Origin of the sequence: Rhizobium sp. 25PS6, assembly GCF_032464655.1 — a bacterium.
Classification (GTDB): domain Bacteria; phylum Pseudomonadota; class Alphaproteobacteria; order Rhizobiales; family Rhizobiaceae; genus Rhizobium; species Rhizobium laguerreae.
Genome location: NZ_JAWDIV010000010.1, coordinates 244,614 through 262,877 on the forward strand (window position 1 = coordinate 244,614; position 18,264 = coordinate 262,877).

Genomic DNA, 18,264 nt, shown 5'->3' on the forward strand with positions numbered 1-18,264 from the left:
CCAGCCGACTTTACGCCTATCCAGCAACACACGCGTTCAACGCAATTCAAGGAGCTGACAGCATTGCATATATTAAGAAGGTCCACCGTTTTCGCACTCACCGCCGTTGCGGCCCTCATGTCATCGGCGGCATGGGCTGACAATAGCTCGCCTGTTGGCTTGTGGCGGAATGTCGATGACGTCAGCGGCAAGCCGAGGGCCTTGATCCGAATTATCGAGTCAAATGGCACATTGCAGGGCAGGATCGAAAAAGTCTTTCTCGCCGCGAACGAAAGCCCGACCTGCGCGAAATGCGAAGGCGCGCTCAAGAACGCGCCGGTCGTTGGCTTGGTCATCCTGAGCGGCCTGAAGAAGGACGGCAACGAATATACCGGTGGCCAGATTCTCGATCCGGACAATGGCAAGGTCTACAGCAGCAAGATTTCCGTCACCAACGGCGGCAAGAAGCTCAACGTGCGTGGCTTTATCGGCGTGTCGTTGCTCGGACGTTCACAGGTCTGGGAACGTCAGCAATAATTTCTAACTCTTTGTGAAAGTGACACATGACCAGCAAGACACTCTTTGAGCCCTCGGTACTCGGCTCCCTCACGCTCTCCAACCGCATCGTCATGGCGCCATTGACGCGCAACAGAGCGGGCGCCGGATTTGTGCCGGGGGATCTCATTGCCGAATATTATGCGCAGCGGGCCTCGGCAGGCCTGATCATCTCGGAGGCGACCCAGATTTCGCAGCAGGGTCAAGGCTATCAGGACACGCCCGGCATCTACACAGAGGCGCAGATCGACGGCTGGCGTAAGGTGACCGACGCGGTGCATGCCAAGGGCGGCCACATCTTCCTGCAGCTCTGGCATGTCGGTCGGGTATCGCATGTCGACCTGCAGCCGGATGGGCAGCCCCCGGTGGCGCCTTCCGCCATCAGGGCCGCAACCAAGACGTTTGCGAACAACGCCTTCGTGGATGTGTCGGCACCTCGGGCGCTCGAACCGGGCGAGATCCCCGGCATTATCAAGGATTTCCGTGGCGCCGCCGCCAATGCGATCGCCGCCGGTTTCGATGGCGTCGAAGTTCACGGCGCCAACGGCTACCTGCTCGACCAGTTCGCCAGGGATGGATCGAACACCCGAACCGACGCTTATGGCGGCTCGGTCGAAAACCGCGCCCGGCTGACGCTGGAGGTGACGGCCGCGGTCATCGAGGAAGTTGGAGCGCAGCGAACCGGCGTTCGGATTTCGCCGGTGTCGCCGGCCAATGGGATATCCGCAACCGATCCGCAGGCGCAGTTCAACTACATCGTCGAGCAGCTCGACGAGATGGGCATTGCCTACCTCCATGTCGTCGAAGGCGCGACGGGCGGGGCGCGCGACGTTGCACCGTTCGACTATGAGGCGCTTCGCCGCAGGTTCAAGAACACTTACATCGCCAACAACGGCTACGATCTGGAACTCGCGACGGCAAGGCTGGAGCAGGGACTGGCGGATTTGTTCGCCTTCGGCAGGCCGTTCATTGCCAACCCGGATTTTGTCGAACGCCTGAAGGCCGGTGCACCGCTGGCCAATCTCGATATGGCGACGCTCTATGGCGGAGGTGCTGCGGGCTACACCGACTATCCCGCCATGGCCGCGCCGGTCGACGCCTGACTGCATAGGGCCGCGCATGCGCGGCCCTATTGCTTGCGCGCGTGATTTCCGATGGCGTCACGGCAGTCGGCCCGGCAGGCATCCAGGATTTCATCCGCCAGGGAAGAATTGTCCGGGCAGGCTCTCGAAAGGACGATGGCGCCCACGGCCTGAGCAAGGAGGCTGATGGTCAGCGCGCGCGATCCGGCGCCGGAGGCGTGATCGCGCGCCATGTCGCCCTCGAACGTGCTGAGCAGGTTTTCGATTCCTGCGGCAAAAGCCGATCTCGTCTCATCCGGCAGCCGTGCTGCTTCGCAACTTAGTGCCGCAGCGGAGCATCCCTGGCCGCGCGCATCCCGGTGCTCGCGCGAGATATAGGCTTCGATGGCGGCAAGCGCATCATATCCTGCGTAGCGTTCCGCGGTCTCGCCGAAACCCCTGGCGGTCGCCGCTGCGATCAGCTCCTCCTTGGATCGGAAGTGGTTGTAGAAGCCGCCATGAGTGAGCCCGGCACGCTCCATCAGTTCCGCCACCGCCACGCCATCGTACCCGCGCTCGCGAAACAGTTCGGAAGCGATGGTGATAATCCGCTCGTAGTTTTCCTGCTTTTTTTCCTTGGTGATCCGCACTTCGCAGCCCTTTCGACGGCCATGCCCAAACTATGATGTCGTGCGTCATTATAGCTTGACTTATTGATGACGTATATCATTAATAATGTCAACCAATATAAGGATTACATCAGGGCAAGACGGACCTCACGGCATCCAACCCGCTGCAGAGGCGTCACAATCGTCGCGAAACGGGGAGCGAAGTATGTTTGAGGGTTTTGAAAGCGGCCGGATTGCCGTCGATAGCGTGGAGATCGCTTATGTCGCCGCGGGTGCGGGGGAGCCGCTGCTGATGCTGCATGGATTTCCGCAGACCAAGGCACTTTGGGCACGGATCGCACCAGAGCTGGTCGCGCTCGGCTATCGGGTGATCTGTGCAGATTTGCGCGGCTATGGCGCCTCCGACAAACCACTGGCTGGCGCTGATCTGACCAATTACAGCTTCCGCGCCATGGCAGCCGATCAACTCGGTTTGATGAAAGCGCTTGGACACGAGCGGTTTCACCTCGCGGGTCACGACCGCGGCGCCCGGGTGGCGCACAGGCTGGCTCTCGACCATCCTGCTGTTGTGGCGAGCGTCACTCTGATGGACATCGTGCCGACGGCCGTGATGCTGGGCGACCTGCGCCGCGAGGTCGCTCAAAGCTATTGGCACTGGTTCTTCCTCGCTCAACCCGCGCCGTTCCCGGAGCGAATGATCGAAGCCAATCCCGATCTCTTTTATGAAACCTGCCTGTTTGGATGGGGCGCGGCAGGCCCGCAGGATTTCGACGCCGAACAGCTCGCGGCCTATCGGGCTTCATGGCATGATGCCAAGGCGATTGCCGGCGGCTGCAACGATTACCGTGCGGCGCTGGCCGTCGATCTCGCCGACGATCTGGCGGAGCAAGGGAGACGTATATCGGCGCCTGCGCTGATCCTGTACGGCACCGCCGGCGCGATGGCCAAACTCTATGATCTCCCAGCCACCTGGGCGGATCGCTGCACGACCATGGACGCTCGCGCTGTACCAGGCGGACATTTTTTCCCGGACTCCGCGCCGGTCGAAGTTACAGAACAAGTGGCTGCGTTTCTTGGGCGTCATCCTTTTACCCCTGTGTCGGAGTAACGTCCGGACGATTGCACCGCCGCGCCGTCACGCTGTAAAACTTTGGACTGCTGCCTCGAGCAGCTCTCCGAGCGCCTGCGATATCACGCTTCAGTGGAACGGCCGGTCGGCCAGGGTGGACAGGGCTTGCTCGACAACGGCGACATACCGCAGGCATCAACCGTGTTGCAAAATCCTGGCGCTGACCTGGCCTGCGGCAAGCTCCTCGGCCGGCGCTGGCCTGCCAAGCAGATAACCTTGGCCGATATCGCAACCCAGGTCCTGAAGCCGCTGAAGCTGGCTCTCCTCTTCGATACCCTCGGCGGTTATCGTCACGCCAAGTCCCACACCGAGAGCGATGATCGCCCTGATCACCTTGTCTTGCTTATCGTCGGTTTCGAATGAAGAGACGAAACTCCTGTCGATCTTGATCTTGTCGAACCGGTAATTGGATAGTTGTGAGAGGCTGGAATAACCAGTTCCAAAGTCGTCGAGAGCAATCCCGACCCCGGCATTCACCAGATCATCGAGAACGATTCGTGCCGTAACGGCGTCCTGGATGATGGCGCTCTCCGTCACTTCCAGCTCGAGCCGGTGCGCGGGCAGACCGACATCGCCCAATATCTTGAGAATTCTGAGCCCCAGTAACCGATCGCTCAGTTGGATCGGAGAAAGGTTGAATGACAGGACGAGCTCACTTGGCCAGGAAAGCGCATCGGTGCAGGCGTGGCGAAGCAGTTGGTCGGTCAATTCGACGATCAGACCGGCTTCCTCCGCCACCGGAATGAATTCGTTCGGTGGGATGAATTCGCCGGAGGCCGTCTTCCAGCGTGCCAGCGCCTCGAAGCCGATAATCCTATTCGTTTTCAGGTCCACGAGCGGTTGATAGTAGGGAACGATCTCAGCCTTCTTGATGGCTGCTCTCAGATCAGCTTCCACCCGGACCCGCTTCGCCAACTCGTCCTGCATCGAGGGCACGAAGGGCTTCACCAGATTGCGCCCCTGCTTTTTGGCGACATACATCGCGCAGTCCGAATGTCGGATGACCTGGCTTAGGTCATCGCCGTTCTCCGGATAAAGCGCGAAGCCGACACTGGCGCCGAGGTCGACGGCGACACCATTGAATGTGAACGGCTTGCCGATCACGGTCACCATGCGGTTCCCCAACGCGACAAGATCGGGATTTCCGGTGCGCCGCGCCAGAACAACGAATTCGTCTCCACCAAGGCGGAAAACGTGTTCACGGGGAAAGAGGGAAGAGAGCCGCTGAGCAACAGTCTTCAGCACCGCATCACCGTGATCGTGCCCCAGGAGGTCATTGACCTTCTTGAAGCCGTCGAGATCGATGCTGAAAACGGCGTAGGTTTCTTCCCTTTGATCGGTCGTCGCCTGCGCGCACACGGAATCCAGAAACCTGCGGTTAGGCAGTTCGGTCAGCGTGTCGTGACAGGCAATCCAGTCTACGTTCTTTTCGGCCTGCAGCCGGCGATTGACCTCCCTCGAAAGATCCCGGATTCTCAGCGCGGAATAAATGAGCCCGAGAAACCCGGAGATATTGAGGGCGAGGAGGGCGTGGTCCAGCGGATAGTCATGATGCTTCTCGATGAACCGATCCAGCCCTTCATGCCATTGGAGGAACCAAGATAGGCAGAAGAGAACCAGGAAGACCGCGAGCCAGGCAACGATCTCCATCTGCGGTCTGGTTGGTTGGATGCGAGGCATATGAACAGGCTCCTGTTGTGTGAAGAGCCGTCATGGCCAGCTCGAAGGACCGCATCGTCCCCGACATGCTTTCAATCAACAGCCCACATGGCTGATGCTCGTGTCATCAAATGCCGCGTCGGGCATTGCAGTCGTTGATCAAGCTGCGCAGCACCGACAAGTCCGTAAGATCGTCCACCTTCGATGGTTAATGTCGCGTTTGCATTGACGAAGGTGCGGGCGTTTCGCTGCGTGAATTGGATATCTTTCCCGTAAATCGGATGAGGCTTCGATCCGATGGTGTCTGCCGGTCGCCGCCCCGCGTCTTTTCAGCATCCGCGCGTCGCCGGCGACCGCGAGCCGGCTCTGCAGTCTCGCCAGGGTAGGGCGCATCCCAGGGCCGATCAACCCGCCAGCATGGTATCCCCCAGGCTGTAGCAGTGGCTTGCCTGATAGGCGTTCCGACCTCGGTTCATGTGCGTCACATTGAAAGTCCGGATGGCGCGCAGGATGCGGCGCTCCGCCAGGAATTTCCGGATCGAGGCCGAGCCCTTCACAGTGATGCCGAAAATGTCCTCGCCGCGCGGAAAAAAGTAACTGACGTCTTCAGGTGTCGCGACGCAGTCCTCGAGAAAAGCCGCGTCCACATTGCCCTGCGCCGGTGAGTGATCGGTGGTGAAATGCGAAAGATGCACCAGGAATCGTGCGCGCAGGCCCTCGCCGTCGGCGTAGAGCGTGAAAAGCTCCATCCAGCTCGCATTGACGCGGACGAGCGGCTTGTCGGAAGTCGAGGGCAGACAGGAAGCCGACCAGTAGTGACGCTCGGTCTTGCGCGGGATGGGGATGCAGGTTTGCCCGTATATCCCGAGAATTTCCAGAACGTCTTTCGCCTGTGGGCGACGAAGCAGCTTCTCAAACCGTGCGACGTACTTGAACCGCTGTTCCAGGGACTCCAAGCGCTCTTCGGCGTCGATTAGGTCCGCCTTGCCTTCTATCCAATCGCGCTGCTGCTCAGGATCCAGAAACTTGCGCAAACCGGTGATGCTGCGACGAGGAGTAGTGCTCATGTCAGGTGCCATGTGAGATCCGTGTCCTCATCGCTTCACCGGCCTGATTCCGCACGTATCCCTGCAGCCGCGCGACGTCGGCTCCTGGTGGTGAGGCGACGTTCCGCAGCGCTTGACTTAACAAGCGGTTTGCCGGCGCGGTGGACCAATCCACCGGCCGCACAATAACTCCATCCAAAGAATGGCGAAAGACCGACCTTCAGCCGGACCGAAAGCCAAAGCCTACCGACGACCAAACGCTGCGTCTTTTGGCTGGAATTGCTAGTAGACGAACGGATCCACCTCGGCCGCCGCATGGGCGTCCGCCTCCTTCGGATAGATCACGCCCTTGCGCAGGATGATGTTGGCATAGAGCCTGGGCCGCCGGCCTGGATCACCGCATAGGCGGTCTTCACCGGCCGTCGGAGTCCCGGCCGACGAGCGGCAGGCCTCAGGCTTCTTCGGCGCCGATCCTGAACGGGTTTTGCCAATCGGTCGTTTTAAAGTTCCGCCGCTCGCAGCAGCTCGTTCAGGCGGGTGGCCCATTCCTTGTTGTCATCCCTGAACGGACCAAGCGCATCGCCGGCGGATTCGGAAAGGTCGCTGGCAGCCGCAGCAAAGCGGCGGGCCTGTTCACGATGTCCCGCGGCCATATGGCAGCACGCCTGAATGCGCAGAAGCGCCGGCCAGTCAGGCCGCGCCTTTAGCGCCGTACGTCCCGTTTCGAGTGCGCCCTCGACGTCGCCCGAAAAGAACAGTGCAAGCATCAGAAGGCTGAACCAAACCCCATTCTGCGGATCATGGGGGTTGAGTTCGAGGCCGCGAGCCAGGGGCTGCCGCGCGCCGGCCGCATCCCCCGAAAAGAGACGGGCCATGCCGAAGACGAGATAGCCCAAGGCGAAACTCGAACCGAGTTCGATGGACCGTTCCGCTGCGAGGATCGCTTGGTCAGCCCTGCCTGTGTAAGCCGACACAATCGCCAGCGCATAGTGCGAGTACGGGTTTCGCGCATCGAGATAGATCGCCCGAAGGGCCGCATCCAATCCTTCCTTCCCGTCTGCGGTGGGGTTATCAGTCCAGCCGTAGCCAATGAGGCCCGCATTGACCCGCGCCCGCCAGATCTGCGCCTCTGGAAGCATGGGATCGAGCTCTGCAGCCTCGCGGAAGAATCGCCGTGCGACAAGGTGGGTGGGCTGGGTGACCTTGTGGAAATTGAATGTACCTTGCCTTACAAGGTTCCAGGCAGTGATGTTGCCGGTGTGCGGAGCCATCGGAAGCCCATGACGCAACAGCAGCTCGGGCTCCACCGCTGCTGCGATCCGCTCGGCGATGGCGTCTTGCACTGCAAATACCTCGGCCACCTGAAGGTCGTAATGTTCGGACCAGACGGTGGCGCCTTTCACTGCGTCGGCGAGGTGCACCGATATCCGGATCTGATCGCGGGTATACCGGATAGCTCCATCCACCAGAAAATCGACGCCAAGTTCGCGCGCGATAGATTGCGGATCCCTCGAGCCATCCTTCCTTGTGAAACTCGCCCCACGTGAGGCGACGCGGAACCATCTGAAGCGAACGAGGGCCATGATCAGGTCGTCGGTAATACCGTCGGCCAGATACTGTCTTTCAGCATCACCGCCGAGATTTTCGAATGGCAGTACCGCAATCGCCGGCATCGAACTGGTCTGCGCATGCCATCCGCTTTCGGCTGCGTCGGTCCGGCTCTCCACAGGACCGGAAAATCGGTATCCGACCCGCGGAACCGTGACGATCCATTCGCTGCCGTCTGATGCAGGGCCGAGCAGCTTGCGAAGAGCGGCAATCTGAACGGAAAGATTGCTTTCCTCAACAATCAATCCCGGCCAAACCGCATCCATCAGGGCCGACTTGGAGACGACACCTCCCTGTGCCGAAAGCAGAGCGGCAAGCAGGGAAGCACCTCGGGCGCCGATAGCGACAGGCCTGTTGTCGCGAAACAGGCATCCGTTCTCGGCAATGAACTCGAAGTGGCCGAAGGCAAGGTGCTGGGTGTTCATGGCCGAGATGATACGCGATTTCGCAACTTTTCGGAATTTTTCGGCCCCGCTTCAGGACTTGCGCCGGCCGAGCGCGCAGAGTCTGTTCCAGTGCAGCGGCTGAAGTGGTGAGAGCGATGAAGAACGAAGCAACGCACCCGAAAAATCCCCACGGATTAACCGCGAAAGTCGTACGCGGGAGCGGCAGCCATGTCGCCGAGCAAGGGTCGGTCTATCGCTCGGGCATCTCGGCACAAAGCGTCGGATCAAGCATGCTGTGGCTGGGGATGATTTCGCTACCGGCAGGCAGACGAACCAAGGCCCATCGCCATGAGGGACACGAGACGGCCCTTCTGATGACTGCGGGCCAAGAAATCGAGATCTGGTCGGGGCCGGAGCTCGAGCGGTGCGAATTGGTCCACGCCGGTGACTATCTGTTCATTCCGGCCGGCGTTCCCCACGTGGCCGTCAATCGCAGCACCGAAAGCGCCGAGTTCCTCGGTGCCCGCAACGACCCCGCAGCCAACGAGAGCGTCGTTCTGATGCCGGAGCTCGACAACATCGTACCTTAACCACACCGGGAGGTGCACCATGGCCATCATCGAACAACGTCTGGCCGAAATGGGTCTGGAATTACCCGAACCTTTGAAAGTTCGCGAGGGGCTGCATATGCCCTTCGCCTGGGTTCGCTTGCGCGGCAGCCGCGCTTACATCTCGGGTCACGTCGCGTGCAACCGCGATGGGACATTGGCAGACCCGCTTGGCAAGGTCGGAGCGGATGTTTCGGCAGAGCAGGGTTACGCGTCAGCCCGGCTCGTTGCCCTGGCCCATCTCGCCAGTCTCAAACGTGCTGTCGGAGACCTTGATCGGGTCACGGCTTGGCTGCGCGTCTTCGCCATGGTGAATGTTGCTCCGGGTTTCAATGAGACGCCGCTGGTCACAAACGGCTATTCCGATCTGATACTGGAGCTGTACGGCCCCAGCGTTGGCGCCCACGCCCGCTCGTCCATCGGCATGGCCATCCCTTTAAATGCGCCCGTAAACTGTGAAGCGGAAGTCGAAATAGACGGGTGACCGCTAGAACAGGATGGTTTTAGGCCCGGTCGGCCCAAAATCCGAATCTGTTCTACATTATAGTTAGAGCATGATGTCGTCCGATAACCGCTCACACTTTCGGCATCATGCTTTAGTAGACGAAGGGATCAACCTCGGCATGGGCGTCCGCCTCCTTCGGATAGATCACGCCCTTGCGCAGGATGATATTGGCATAGAGCCTGGGCTCGCCGGTCTGGATCACCGCATGGGCAGTCTTCACTCGTCCGTAGAAATCCTGGCCGATCAGTGGCACCACCTGCCGGTGCGGTTCGTGGCGGGCGCAGCAGTCGATCATCTCCTCATGCACGGGGTCGAGCCTGTCGCGCTCGGCCTTGACGGTCGAGCGGAAGATCGCCTCCGCCACGAAATCGTCGATCGGCAGCACGCTGAGCACGGCGTTGAGAACCGGGATGAGGCGGTGGCCGTCGAGCCGGATCAGCCGGCGGGCATGTTCGACGCCCGGATAATTGCCGTCGACGATCGCGATCTCGTCGCCGTGGCCCATGGCGCGAAGCGTCAAAAGCAGCTCCGGGCTCAACAGCGGATCAAGTCCTTTCAGCATGGTCTACCTCCTTGAAGAGTACGTTCTGATCGGTGAGGTAACGCGCGAAGATCGGCAGGCTGGCGCCGCCGATGGCGCGTGCCTGGGCGCCGACCGCGCCCTCGATGATTTCGGGCATGACGACGCCCTGCAGGTCGAGCTTGGCCGCTTCGTCGATGGTGGCCTGCACCACGCGGCTGCGCACCCAGCTGGGAAAGCCGCCGTCGATCACGGCCGCGCTGAAATCGAGGATCGAGGCGGCGGCAACGATCGCCTGCGCCAGCGCTTTGGCGCTGTCCTGGATCCAGGCTTCCATCGGCTCGCCGAAATCCACCCAGTCGTCGGCCGAATACCAGAGCGGCTCGGGATCGATGCCACGCTCGCGCAGCATGTTTTCGAGCACGAAGATCGAGGCGATTTCGAGCAGCTGCTTCGTCTCGCCGTTCTTGCCCCGCACCGGCAGCGGCCCGATCGCGCCCGCCGTGCCGGTGCGGCCGGAAAAAATCGCCGAATTGAGCACGATGCCGCCGCCGATGAAGGAGCCGATGAAGAAATAGACGAAATCCGGATAGGATGGCCCGACGCCGAAGACCAGTTCGGCGCCGCAGGCGCTGGTCGCATCGTTCTGCATGAAGACCGGATGGGAGACGCGGGAGGCGATGTCGGCCTGCAGGTCGATCTCCCGCCAGACCTCCATGGCGCCGGCCGGCGCGCCGACCTCTTCGGCCCAGTTCCAGAGCTCGAAAGGCGCGGCGATGCCGAGGCCGGCAATGCGGCCGCGCTGCTTGTCGTCGAGCCGTTCTTCGAGTTCGCGGATGCCTGATGTGACGAAGGCGAGGATTTCATCCGGCAGCGGATAGGCATAGGTCTTATGCAGCTGCATGCGGATGCGGCCGACGAAATCCATCAGCACCAGGTCGGCGCTGCGCCGGCCCATCTTCAGGCCGAAGGAATAGACGGCGTCGGGGTTGAGATGCATCGGGATCGACGGCTGGCCGACACGGCCGCGCACCGGTTCTCCCCGCGACAGCAGCCCTTCCTTTTCCAACACCCGCATGATGACGGAGACGGTCTGCGCCGACAGCCCGCTGCGGCGCGCGATATCGGCCTTCGACAGCGCGCCGTAGAGACGCACCAGCGACAGCACGAGCCGTTCGTTATAGGCTCGTACCCTGACCTGGTTTGCACCGCCGGCCGGATTCAGAATTGGTGGCGGGACCGGTATGTTTGCCGGTCCATCCAAGGACGACATGGCCGCTCCTCCCGATTGTTGGCCTATGCCCTAATTCGATGGAGCATGCCACATCGAATTAATAATTCAATTGGATTTATTTATTGACAAGCCAATTTCTTTTCGCTCTTAATTGCCGTCGTCAAGGGCACGGGACCGCTGGGAGGCATTAGCGATCCACGGCGAAGTGTCATATCTTAAGCTTCCGGCCCCGCAGGGGCGGCGCCGGCAAACTCTGGGAGGAGTTCCATGAAGAAATCTGTTCTCGCTTTCGGCGCGCTCGCGCTTGGTGTCACCTTTTCCGCTCCGGCGATGGCGGCTGACATTTCCGCCTGCCTCATCACCAAGACCGACACCAACCCCTTCTTCGTCAAGATGAAGGAAGGTGCGACGGCTAAGGCCAAGGAACTCGGTGTCTCGCTGAAGTCCTATGCCGGCAAGGTCGACGGTGACAGCGAAAGCCAGGTGGCCGCGATCGAAAGCTGCATTGCCGACGGCGCAAAGGGCATCCTGATTGCTGCTTCCGACACCAAGGGCATCGTGTCTTCGGTCAAGAAGGCCCGTGATGCCGGCCTGCTGGTCATCGCTCTCGACACGCCGCTTGAGCCGGCCGATGCCGCCGACGCCACCTTCGCCACCGACAACCTGCTCGCTGGCAAGCTGATCGGCCAGTGGGCCAAGGAAACGATGGGCGACAAGGCCAAGGATGCCAAGGTCGGCTTCCTCGACCTGACCCCGTCACAGCCGACGGTCGACGTTCTGCGCGACCAGGGCTTCATGATGGGCTTCGGCATCGATCCGAAGGACCCGAACAAGATCGGCGACGAGGACGATGCTCGCGTCGTCGGTCATGACGTGACCAACGGCAATGAAGAAGGCGGCCGCAAGGCCATGGAAAACCTTCTCCAGAAAGATCCGAGCATCAACGTCATCCACACGATCAACGAGCCGGCCGCGGTCGGCGCCTATCAGGCGCTGAAGGCCGTCGGCATGGAAAAGAACGTGCTGATCGTCTCGGTCGACGGCGGTTGCCCGGGTGTGAAGTCGGTCAAGGAAGGCGTCATCGGCGCCACCTCGCAGCAATATCCGCTGATGATGGCAGCCCTTGGCGTCGAAGCGATCAAGAAGTTCGCTGACAACGGTGAAAAGCCGAAGCCGACCGAAGGCAAGTCCTTCTACGACACCGGCGTCTCGCTCGTCACCGACAAGCCGGTTTCCGGCGTCAAGTCGATCGACACCAAGGAAGGCACCGACAAGTGCTGGGGCTGAGCCCTGATTGTTGAAAGCAGACCGGCCGGGGCTTGATCCCCGGCCGTTTTCGACGGACGATGTGCCGTCGCCTCACGAACCGGCTCAGCAAAGACCGGATGGATATCGGTGACGGCCCCCGCGCGAGTTCGGCGCGCGGTTGCGGAGGAGGAACCATGACCGGAACACAGGAATTTGAACGCGTCCTCGACGACAGCGACAAGAGCGTCGCCTCCTTCGAGCACGAGAATATCTCGCTGATCAAGCGCGCGCAGCATTTTCTCCACTCGACACCGGCCGCCGTGCCGCTGATCGTGCTGGTGCTGGCGATCATCATCTTCGGGCTCACCATCGGCGAACGGTTCTTCTCGTCCTATACGCTGACGCTGATCCTGCAGCAGATCGCCATCGTCGGTATTCTCGGCGCCGCCCAGACGCTGGTCATCCTGACCGCCGGCATCGATCTTTCGATCGGCGTCATCATGGTGATCTCGGCGGTTATCATGGGCAATGTCGCCATCACTTACGGCATACCGACGCCGATTGCAGTGGTCGCCGGGCTTGTCGTCGGCGGCCTTTGCGGATTGCTGAACGGCTTCCTCGTCGCCTATATGAAACTGCCGCCCTTCATCGTCACGCTCGGCACCTGGAACATCGTCATGGCGACGAATTTCATCTATTCCGCCAATGAGACGATCCGCGATACCGACGTCGACGAAAAGGCGCCGCTGCTGCATCTTTTCGCCGTGAGCTTCAAGCTCGGCAGCGCCGTGCTGACCCTCGGCGTCATCGCCATGGTGCTGCTCGTCTTGGTGCTCTGGTATGTCCTCAATCACACCGCCTGGGGCCGGCATGTCTATGCCGTCGGCGACGATCCGGAGGCAGCCAAGCTCTCCGGCATTCAGACCAAGAAGGTGCTGCTCACCGTTTACGCCATATCAGGCGTCATTGCCGGCTTGGCCGCCTGGGTCTCGATCGGCCGCAACGGCTCGATCTCGCCGTCCTCGGCGGTGACCGATTTTAACCTCCAGGCGATCACCGCGACGGTGATCGGCGGCATCTCGCTGTTCGGCGGCCGCGGCTCCATTCTCGGCACGCTCTTCGGTGCCATGATCGTCGGCGTCGTCTCGATGGGCCTCAACATGCTCGGCGCCGACCCGCAATGGAAAGTCCTTTTGACAGGCGTGCTGATCATCGCCGCCGTCGCCATCGATCAGTGGATCAGAAAGGTTTCGGTGTAATCATGGCTCGCGAACCCCTTCTCACCGCCCGCGGTCTCGTCAAGCGTTATGGACGCGTGACCGCGCTCGATAATGCCGATTTCGACCTCTATCCGGGTGAAATCCTCGCCGTCATCGGCGATAACGGCGCCGGCAAATCCTCGCTCATCAAGGCGATATCGGGCGCCGTCACCCCGGACGAGGGGGTGATCACGCTGGAAGGCCGGCAGGTGCAGTTCCGCTCGCCGATGGAAGCGCGCGACGCTGGCATCGAGACCGTCTATCAGAATCTCGCCTTGTCGCCGGCGCTGTCGATCGCCGACAACATGTTCCTCGGCCGCGAGATCCGCAAACCGGGCGTGCTCGGTTCCATGTTCCGCATGCTCGACCGGCCGGCCATGGAAAAGCTGGCGCGCAACAAGCTGTCCGAACTCGGCCTGATGACCATCCAGAACATCAACCAGGCGGTGGAAACGCTCTCCGGCGGTCAGCGCCAGGGTGTCGCGGTCGCCCGCGCCGCCGCCTTCGGCTCGAAGGTTATCATCATGGACGAACCGACGGCAGCGCTTGGCGTCAAGGAAAGCCGCCGCGTGCTGGAGCTGATTCTCGACGTGCGCGCCCGCGGCCTGCCGATCGTGCTGATCTCCCACAACATGCCGCATGTCTTCGAAGTGGCCGACCGGATCCATATTCACCGCCTCGGCCGGCGGCTGACGGTGATCGATCCGAAGGAATACACCATGTCCGACGCCGTCGCCTTCATGACCGGCGCCAAGGCGGTGCCGACGGAGCCGGTCGCCGCATGAACGCACGCATCGATGAAATCGCCGGCGAGGTGCTTGACCGCGCCGGCCATTCCAGGCGTTTCCTGGTCGCCATCGCCGGACCTCCGGGTGCCGGAAAATCGACCATGGCCGACAATCTGGCGGAAGCGCTGAAGGCCAGGGGCGAAAGCGCCGAAGTCCTGCCGATGGATGGCTTCCACATGGACAACGCCATCCTGATCGAACGCGGCCTGCTGGCACGCAAGGGGATCCCCGAGACTTTCGATGTCCGCGGTTTCCTCGATATCATCCGCGCCGTCCGCCTGGCCGATCAGGAGGTTCTGGTGCCGGTCTTCGACCGTTCCCGCGAACTCGCCATTGCGTCGGCCCGTCCCGTTTCCCCCGATCACCGCTTCATCATCGTCGAGGGCAATTACCTGCTGTTTTCTCTGGGCAAATGGGCCGAACTCGAAGGCGTCTTCGACTTTTCGATCATGCTGGCGCCGCCGATCGAGGTGCTCGAGGAGCGGCTCTGGGCGCGCTGGCGCGGTTACAACCTCAGCGAGGAGGCCGCCAGCGCCAAGGTCTACGGCAATGACCTGCCGAACGGCCGGCTGATCCTCGAAAACCGCCGCCCGGCCGATGTGACGCTGGAGATCGCGCTGGCGTGATGCCGCGGCGATTGTTTTCATGTAAAAGATAGTGTTATCGAGACGGCAGACGCATCGTTTCGGAGGCCTGCCATGCAATCGATCACCATCCGCCGTCCTGATGACTGGCACCTGCATCTGCGCGACGGCGCCATGCTGGAAGGCGTGATCGCCGATACGAGCCGCACCTTCGCCCGCGCCATCATCATGCCCAATCTCGTGCCGCCGGTCGTCACCACTGCTGACGCCAAGGCCTATCGCGAGCGCATCCTCAAGGCCTTGCCGGAAGGCGATCATTTCCAGCCGCTGATGACGCTTTACCTCACCGAACATACCAGTCCCGATGACGTGGAGGAGGGGAAGAACAGCGGCCTCATCACCGCCGTCAAGCTTTATCCCGCCGGCGCCACCACCAATTCGCATGGCGGCGTCCGCGACATGGAAAAGGCGATGCCGGTGCTGGAGCGCATGGCAAAGATCGGCCTGCCGCTCTGCGTCCATGGCGAGGTGACGACGCCGGAGGTCGATATCTTCGACCGCGAGGCCGTCTTCATCGAGACCGTACTCGATCCGCTGCGGCAGCGCCTGCCGGAACTGAAGGTGACGATGGAGCATGTGACGACGTCCGATGGCGTCGATTACATCAAGGCGGCCAAGGGCAATCTCGCCGGCTCGATCACCACCCACCATCTGATCATCAACCGCAACGCCATCCTCGTCGGCGGTATCCGGCCGCATTATTATTGCCTGCCGGTCGCCAAGCGCGAAAACCACCGGCTGGCTCTGCGTGCAGCGGCCGTCAGCGGCGATCCGCGCTTCTTCCTCGGCACGGATTCCGCCCCGCATGTCGATCCGCTGAAGGAATGCGCCTGCGGCTGCGCCGGCATCTATACTTCGGTCAATACGATGAGCTGCCTCGCCCATGTCTTCGAACAGGAGGGCGTCCTCGAGCGGCTCGAAGCCTTCGTGTCGCTGCACGGGCCGGCCTGGTATGGGCTTCAGCCGAACGAGGAGCGCATTACCCTGTCGCGGCAGGCCGAGCCGGTCGCCTTTCCCGCGAGGATTGAAACCGGCGCCGGTCCCGTGACGGTGTTCGATCCGATGTTTCCCCTGCATTGGCAGGTGATGCAGCAGGCGTAAGCTTTCAGTTTTCAATTTTAAATAGAATATTCATTTAAAAGTTCGACGCGATGTTAAACGCGTAGCATTTGCATTGTGCAGTGCATCATTTGTTAACGGATGCATAAGACATTCCTCCTCGCGGACCGATAAGCTGCCATTCGAAGCGACAATAGCTGCGGAGACTGAAAGCATGATGCTTGACTATAACTCCCTGTTGATGGCGCTCGGCGTCTCCGCGGCCTGCCTTGCGGTGACGCTGATGGGCAGCTGGCTTGTCCGTCGTTCGGAAACCGTGCTGTTGACCGCCACCGTCGGCCTTGTCCTCGTCGTCAGCGGCATTTTCGTCTATAGCGCCTATGTCAGCATGCCGGAGAAATGGCTCGGCATCGGCAGTTTCGTGCTGTTTCATGCCGGTTTTGCCACCATCTGGGGGGCAGGCAAACAATTCCTCACCGGCCGCGTGTCTCTCATCGCCATCGGGATCCGTGCGCTTGCGGCGATGATCTTCTCCGTCGTGCCGATGTTGTCAGGTTATGACGGCCTGGCCTTCATCGCCGACAATCTCGCCATCGCCCTTTTGCTCTTTGCCACCGCCCGGCAATATTGGCTCGCCCGTGCCGAAGCACCCGCACCGCTCCTCGGCATCACAGCGCTTTATACGTTGACGGCGATCTCCTTCGTTCTCTGCGCCGCCGTGCTGATATCAGACGGCAAGCTGGTGCTCGGCAAAGCCCCCAGCAACTGGGCCGAAGATCTGAGCCTTGCCGTCTGCATCGCCGGCATGACCGGGATCGGCGCGCTGTCGCTGGCGCTGCATCAATGGCGGCTCGCTGCCCGTCACCGTCTCGATGCGATCACCGACCCGCTGACCGGCCTGCTGAACCGCCGCGCCCTCTTCGACCAATACGGCACGCGCCCGATGGGAACGACCACGGCCGTCATCGTCTTCGATATTGATCATTTCAAATCCGTCAACGATCGCTTCGGCCATGCCGCCGGCGACCGCGTGCTCACTGTCTTCGCCGGCGAACTTTCGGCCCATTGCCGCGCCGGCGATACCGCTGCCCGGTTCGGCGGCGAGGAATTCGTGCTGGTGCTGAAGGAGATCATGCCCGGCCGGGCGGAACTCACGGCCGAGCGCATCCGCCGGGCGTTCGAAGCGCGCGAGATCCATATCGACGACGAGGTGCTGACATGCACGGTCAGCGTCGGCGTCGCCCCCGGCCGCTCGAAGAGCTTGGATTTCGACGCCATGCTGAGTGCCGCCGACAAGGCTCTCTACGTCGCCAAGCGCGCCGGCCGCAACCGGGTCGAACTTGCCAGTTACCTCACGGCGGTTCCTGTCGAGGCAACGCGCACCGCGTCTTGATTCCTGATAAACCCTCTCATATTATCGTCTTCGGCCGGATGCGGCCAGCCGCCCCGCGACGCTTCTGCGTTATGGTGAATGCATCCAGACAACATCCTTCACATCCCTTGCCGTTTGGCGATCGATGGCGAACGGGTCAGCAGACGCGGGCACTGATCTTCCTGTTTGCCGCCAACGGAAGGATGACATCATGCGCGATTTTCGCGATGCCAAGCTCATGGCAAAGACACTGCGGCAGGCCCTTGCCGACTGCGATATTTCGCTGACCCACAGCGAGACGCTCGAAATCGTCGCCCGGCAGTTCGGGCTCGATCAATGGAATATCCTCTCGGCGAAAATAGAAGAGGCAGGCACCTCCCGCTCCGCGATCGGCATCGAACCGCCGATGCCGATCTTCCGCATCTTCTCGGTCGAAAAGGCCATGGAATTCTATTGCGGCTTCCTCGGCTTCCATCTCGATTGGGAGCACCGCTTCGGCGAAAACTTCCCGCTCTATTGCCAGGTCTCGCGCGACGGCATGGCGCTGCACCTCAGCGAACATTCCGGCGACGCCAGCCCCGGCGCCAAGGCCTTCGTCCGCGTCGCCAATGTGCGGGCCTATCACGCCGAACTCTCAGGCAAGGACTACCGCTACATGAAGCCCGGCGTCGAGGAAGCACCCTGGGGCCTCGAGATGACCGTCACCGACCCCTTCAGCAACCGCATCGCCTTTTGCCAGCAGACGTAGACGGTCAACTCCCCTTTCACCGCGCGTCGGCTAATGAGAGCCGCGGCACCTCCAATGTACAAGGATGAGGCTCTCTTGATTGCCGGCGCTCCGGGACGCTGGCGTGGGATGGCGCCATGTCCCACCCTCATTCCTGTGCTCGTCACAGGAATCCAGCAACCGCGCGTCCGCGCGGTGAATAACTCTGCGGCCGTTCCAAGTGTCTCCCGTGCCCAAGGACTTGGACA

At 61.4% G+C, this 18,264-nt stretch carries 18 protein-coding genes and 1 pseudogene; 12 read left to right on the forward strand and 7 right to left on the reverse strand.

Features of this window, described 5'->3' with window-relative positions:
- Positions 1-117: 117 nt before the first annotated feature.
- Positions 118-516: a DUF2147 domain-containing protein gene (locus RWK44_RS16820; RefSeq protein WP_316029124.1), complete on the forward strand. Its 399-nt coding sequence runs from the start codon at positions 118-120 to the stop codon at positions 514-516.
- A 26-nt stretch (positions 517-542) separates the two neighbouring features.
- Complete coding sequence (locus tag RWK44_RS16825) at positions 543-1,637, forward strand: alkene reductase (protein ID WP_316029125.1); 1,095 nt, start codon at positions 543-545, stop codon at positions 1,635-1,637.
- Between the two features lie 26 nt (positions 1,638-1,663).
- On the opposite strand, the gene RWK44_RS16830 is transcribed toward RWK44_RS16825, so the two are convergent.
- On the reverse strand, positions 1,664-2,245 hold the full coding sequence (locus RWK44_RS16830; protein WP_131639857.1) for a TetR/AcrR family transcriptional regulator: 582 nt from the start codon (positions 2,243-2,245) through the stop codon (positions 1,664-1,666).
- Between the two features lie 184 nt (positions 2,246-2,429).
- Here RWK44_RS16830 and RWK44_RS16835 point away from each other — a divergent pair, with 184 nt between their 5' ends.
- On the forward strand, positions 2,430-3,332 hold the full coding sequence (locus RWK44_RS16835) for an alpha/beta fold hydrolase (protein ID WP_316029126.1): 903 nt from the start codon (positions 2,430-2,432) through the stop codon (positions 3,330-3,332).
- Positions 3,333-3,488: 156 nt separating this feature from the next.
- On the opposite strand, the gene RWK44_RS16840 is transcribed toward RWK44_RS16835, so the two are convergent.
- From RWK44_RS16840 to RWK44_RS16855, 4 genes and pseudogenes are all read right to left on the reverse strand, one after another.
- A complete protein-coding gene (locus tag RWK44_RS16840; protein WP_168283767.1) occupies positions 3,489-5,033 on the reverse strand; it encodes a putative bifunctional diguanylate cyclase/phosphodiesterase in 1,545 nt (514 codons plus the stop codon).
- Positions 5,034-5,416: 383 nt separating this feature from the next.
- A complete protein-coding gene (locus tag RWK44_RS16845) occupies positions 5,417-6,091 on the reverse strand; it encodes a hypothetical protein (RefSeq protein ID WP_168283768.1) in 675 nt (224 codons plus the stop codon).
- A gap of 249 nt (positions 6,092-6,340) precedes the next feature.
- Positions 6,341-6,506 (reverse strand): annotated as a pseudogene (locus RWK44_RS16850) (RbsD/FucU domain-containing protein); the annotation flags it as partial.
- A 52-nt stretch (positions 6,507-6,558) separates the two neighbouring features.
- A complete protein-coding gene (locus RWK44_RS16855; RefSeq protein WP_168283769.1) occupies positions 6,559-8,091 on the reverse strand; it encodes a winged helix-turn-helix domain-containing protein in 1,533 nt (510 codons plus the stop codon).
- 116 nt (positions 8,092-8,207) lie between these two features.
- On the opposite strand from RWK44_RS16855, the gene RWK44_RS16860 reads away from it, so the two are divergent.
- Both RWK44_RS16860 and RWK44_RS16865 read left to right on the forward strand, forming a co-directional pair.
- Positions 8,208-8,642, forward strand: coding sequence for a cupin domain-containing protein (locus RWK44_RS16860; protein ID WP_168283770.1), 435 nt, complete (start codon positions 8,208-8,210; stop codon positions 8,640-8,642).
- Positions 8,643-8,661: 19 nt separating this feature from the next.
- Positions 8,662-9,144, forward strand: a complete 483-nt coding sequence (locus RWK44_RS16865) for a RidA family protein (protein WP_168283771.1) — start codon at positions 8,662-8,664, stop codon at positions 9,142-9,144.
- 112 nt (positions 9,145-9,256) lie between these two features.
- On the opposite strand, the gene RWK44_RS16870 is transcribed toward RWK44_RS16865, so the two are convergent.
- Positions 9,257-9,727 carry an RbsD/FucU family protein gene (locus RWK44_RS16870; RefSeq protein WP_168283772.1) on the reverse strand — a complete coding sequence of 157 codons (471 nt, stop codon included), beginning with the start codon at positions 9,725-9,727 and terminating at the stop codon, positions 9,257-9,259.
- A complete protein-coding gene (locus RWK44_RS16875; RefSeq protein WP_222060428.1) occupies positions 9,711-10,958 on the reverse strand; it encodes an ROK family transcriptional regulator in 1,248 nt (415 codons plus the stop codon). Before RWK44_RS16875 ends, RWK44_RS16870 begins: the two co-directional genes overlap by 17 nt.
- Positions 10,959-11,186: 228 nt before the next feature.
- On the opposite strand from RWK44_RS16875, the gene RWK44_RS16880 reads away from it, so the two are divergent.
- From RWK44_RS16880 to RWK44_RS16910, 7 genes are all read left to right on the forward strand, one after another.
- Positions 11,187-12,206: a sugar ABC transporter substrate-binding protein gene (locus tag RWK44_RS16880; protein ID WP_168283774.1), complete on the forward strand. Its 1,020-nt coding sequence runs from the start codon at positions 11,187-11,189 to the stop codon at positions 12,204-12,206.
- Between the two features lie 155 nt (positions 12,207-12,361).
- Positions 12,362-13,426, forward strand: a complete 1,065-nt coding sequence (locus RWK44_RS16885; RefSeq protein ID WP_077977436.1) for an ABC transporter permease — start codon at positions 12,362-12,364, stop codon at positions 13,424-13,426.
- Positions 13,427-13,428: 2 nt separating this feature from the next.
- Entirely contained in the window at positions 13,429-14,211 is a 783-nt protein-coding gene (locus RWK44_RS16890; protein WP_003556145.1) for an ATP-binding cassette domain-containing protein, read from the forward strand.
- Positions 14,208-14,840: a nucleoside triphosphate hydrolase gene (locus RWK44_RS16895; RefSeq protein ID WP_316029127.1), complete on the forward strand. Its 633-nt coding sequence runs from the start codon at positions 14,208-14,210 to the stop codon at positions 14,838-14,840. The genes RWK44_RS16890 and RWK44_RS16895 overlap by 4 nt, the downstream gene beginning before the upstream one ends.
- Before the next feature lie 72 nt (positions 14,841-14,912).
- Positions 14,913-15,959: a dihydroorotase gene (pyrC, locus tag RWK44_RS16900; protein ID WP_131663022.1), complete on the forward strand. Its 1,047-nt coding sequence runs from the start codon at positions 14,913-14,915 to the stop codon at positions 15,957-15,959.
- A 172-nt stretch (positions 15,960-16,131) separates the two neighbouring features.
- Positions 16,132-17,310: a GGDEF domain-containing protein gene (locus tag RWK44_RS16905; RefSeq protein ID WP_316029128.1), complete on the forward strand. Its 1,179-nt coding sequence runs from the start codon at positions 16,132-16,134 to the stop codon at positions 17,308-17,310.
- Between the two features lie 190 nt (positions 17,311-17,500).
- Positions 17,501-18,037 carry a glyoxalase superfamily protein gene (locus RWK44_RS16910; protein WP_131663024.1) on the forward strand — a complete coding sequence of 179 codons (537 nt, stop codon included), beginning with the start codon at positions 17,501-17,503 and terminating at the stop codon, positions 18,035-18,037.
- The last annotated feature ends 227 nt before the right edge of the window (positions 18,038-18,264 follow it).

Coding starts and splice junctions, on each gene's coding strand:
- RWK44_RS16820 (WP_316029124.1), top strand. CDS start 118: ATGTCATCGGCGGCATGGGCTGACAATAGCTCGCCTGTTGGCTTGTGG.
- RWK44_RS16825 (WP_316029125.1), top strand. CDS start 543: ATGACCAGCAAGACACTCTTTGAGCCCTCGGTACTCGGCTCCCTCACG.
- RWK44_RS16835 (WP_316029126.1), top strand. CDS start 2,430: ATGTTTGAGGGTTTTGAAAGCGGCCGGATTGCCGTCGATAGCGTGGAG.
- RWK44_RS16840 (WP_168283767.1), bottom strand. CDS start 5,033: ATGCCTCGCATCCAACCAACCAGACCGCAGATGGAGATCGTTGCCTGG.
- RWK44_RS16845 (WP_168283768.1), bottom strand. CDS start 6,091: ATGGCACCTGACATGAGCACTACTCCTCGTCGCAGCATCACCGGTTTG.
- RWK44_RS16855 (WP_168283769.1), bottom strand. CDS start 8,091: ATGAACACCCAGCACCTTGCCTTCGGCCACTTCGAGTTCATTGCCGAG.
- RWK44_RS16860 (WP_168283770.1), top strand. CDS start 8,208: ATGAAGAACGAAGCAACGCACCCGAAAAATCCCCACGGATTAACCGCG.
- RWK44_RS16865 (WP_168283771.1), top strand. CDS start 8,662: ATGGCCATCATCGAACAACGTCTGGCCGAAATGGGTCTGGAATTACCC.
- RWK44_RS16870 (WP_168283772.1), bottom strand. CDS start 9,727: ATGCTGAAAGGACTTGATCCGCTGTTGAGCCCGGAGCTGCTTTTGACG.
- RWK44_RS16875 (WP_222060428.1), bottom strand. CDS start 10,958: ATGTCGTCCTTGGATGGACCGGCAAACATACCGGTCCCGCCACCAATT.
- RWK44_RS16880 (WP_168283774.1), top strand. CDS start 11,187: ATGAAGAAATCTGTTCTCGCTTTCGGCGCGCTCGCGCTTGGTGTCACC.
- RWK44_RS16885 (WP_077977436.1), top strand. CDS start 12,362: ATGACCGGAACACAGGAATTTGAACGCGTCCTCGACGACAGCGACAAG.
- RWK44_RS16890 (WP_003556145.1), top strand. CDS start 13,429: ATGGCTCGCGAACCCCTTCTCACCGCCCGCGGTCTCGTCAAGCGTTAT.
- RWK44_RS16895 (WP_316029127.1), top strand. CDS start 14,208: ATGAACGCACGCATCGATGAAATCGCCGGCGAGGTGCTTGACCGCGCC.
- pyrC (WP_131663022.1), top strand. CDS start 14,913: ATGCAATCGATCACCATCCGCCGTCCTGATGACTGGCACCTGCATCTG.
- RWK44_RS16905 (WP_316029128.1), top strand. CDS start 16,132: ATGATGCTTGACTATAACTCCCTGTTGATGGCGCTCGGCGTCTCCGCG.
- RWK44_RS16910 (WP_131663024.1), top strand. CDS start 17,501: ATGCGCGATTTTCGCGATGCCAAGCTCATGGCAAAGACACTGCGGCAG.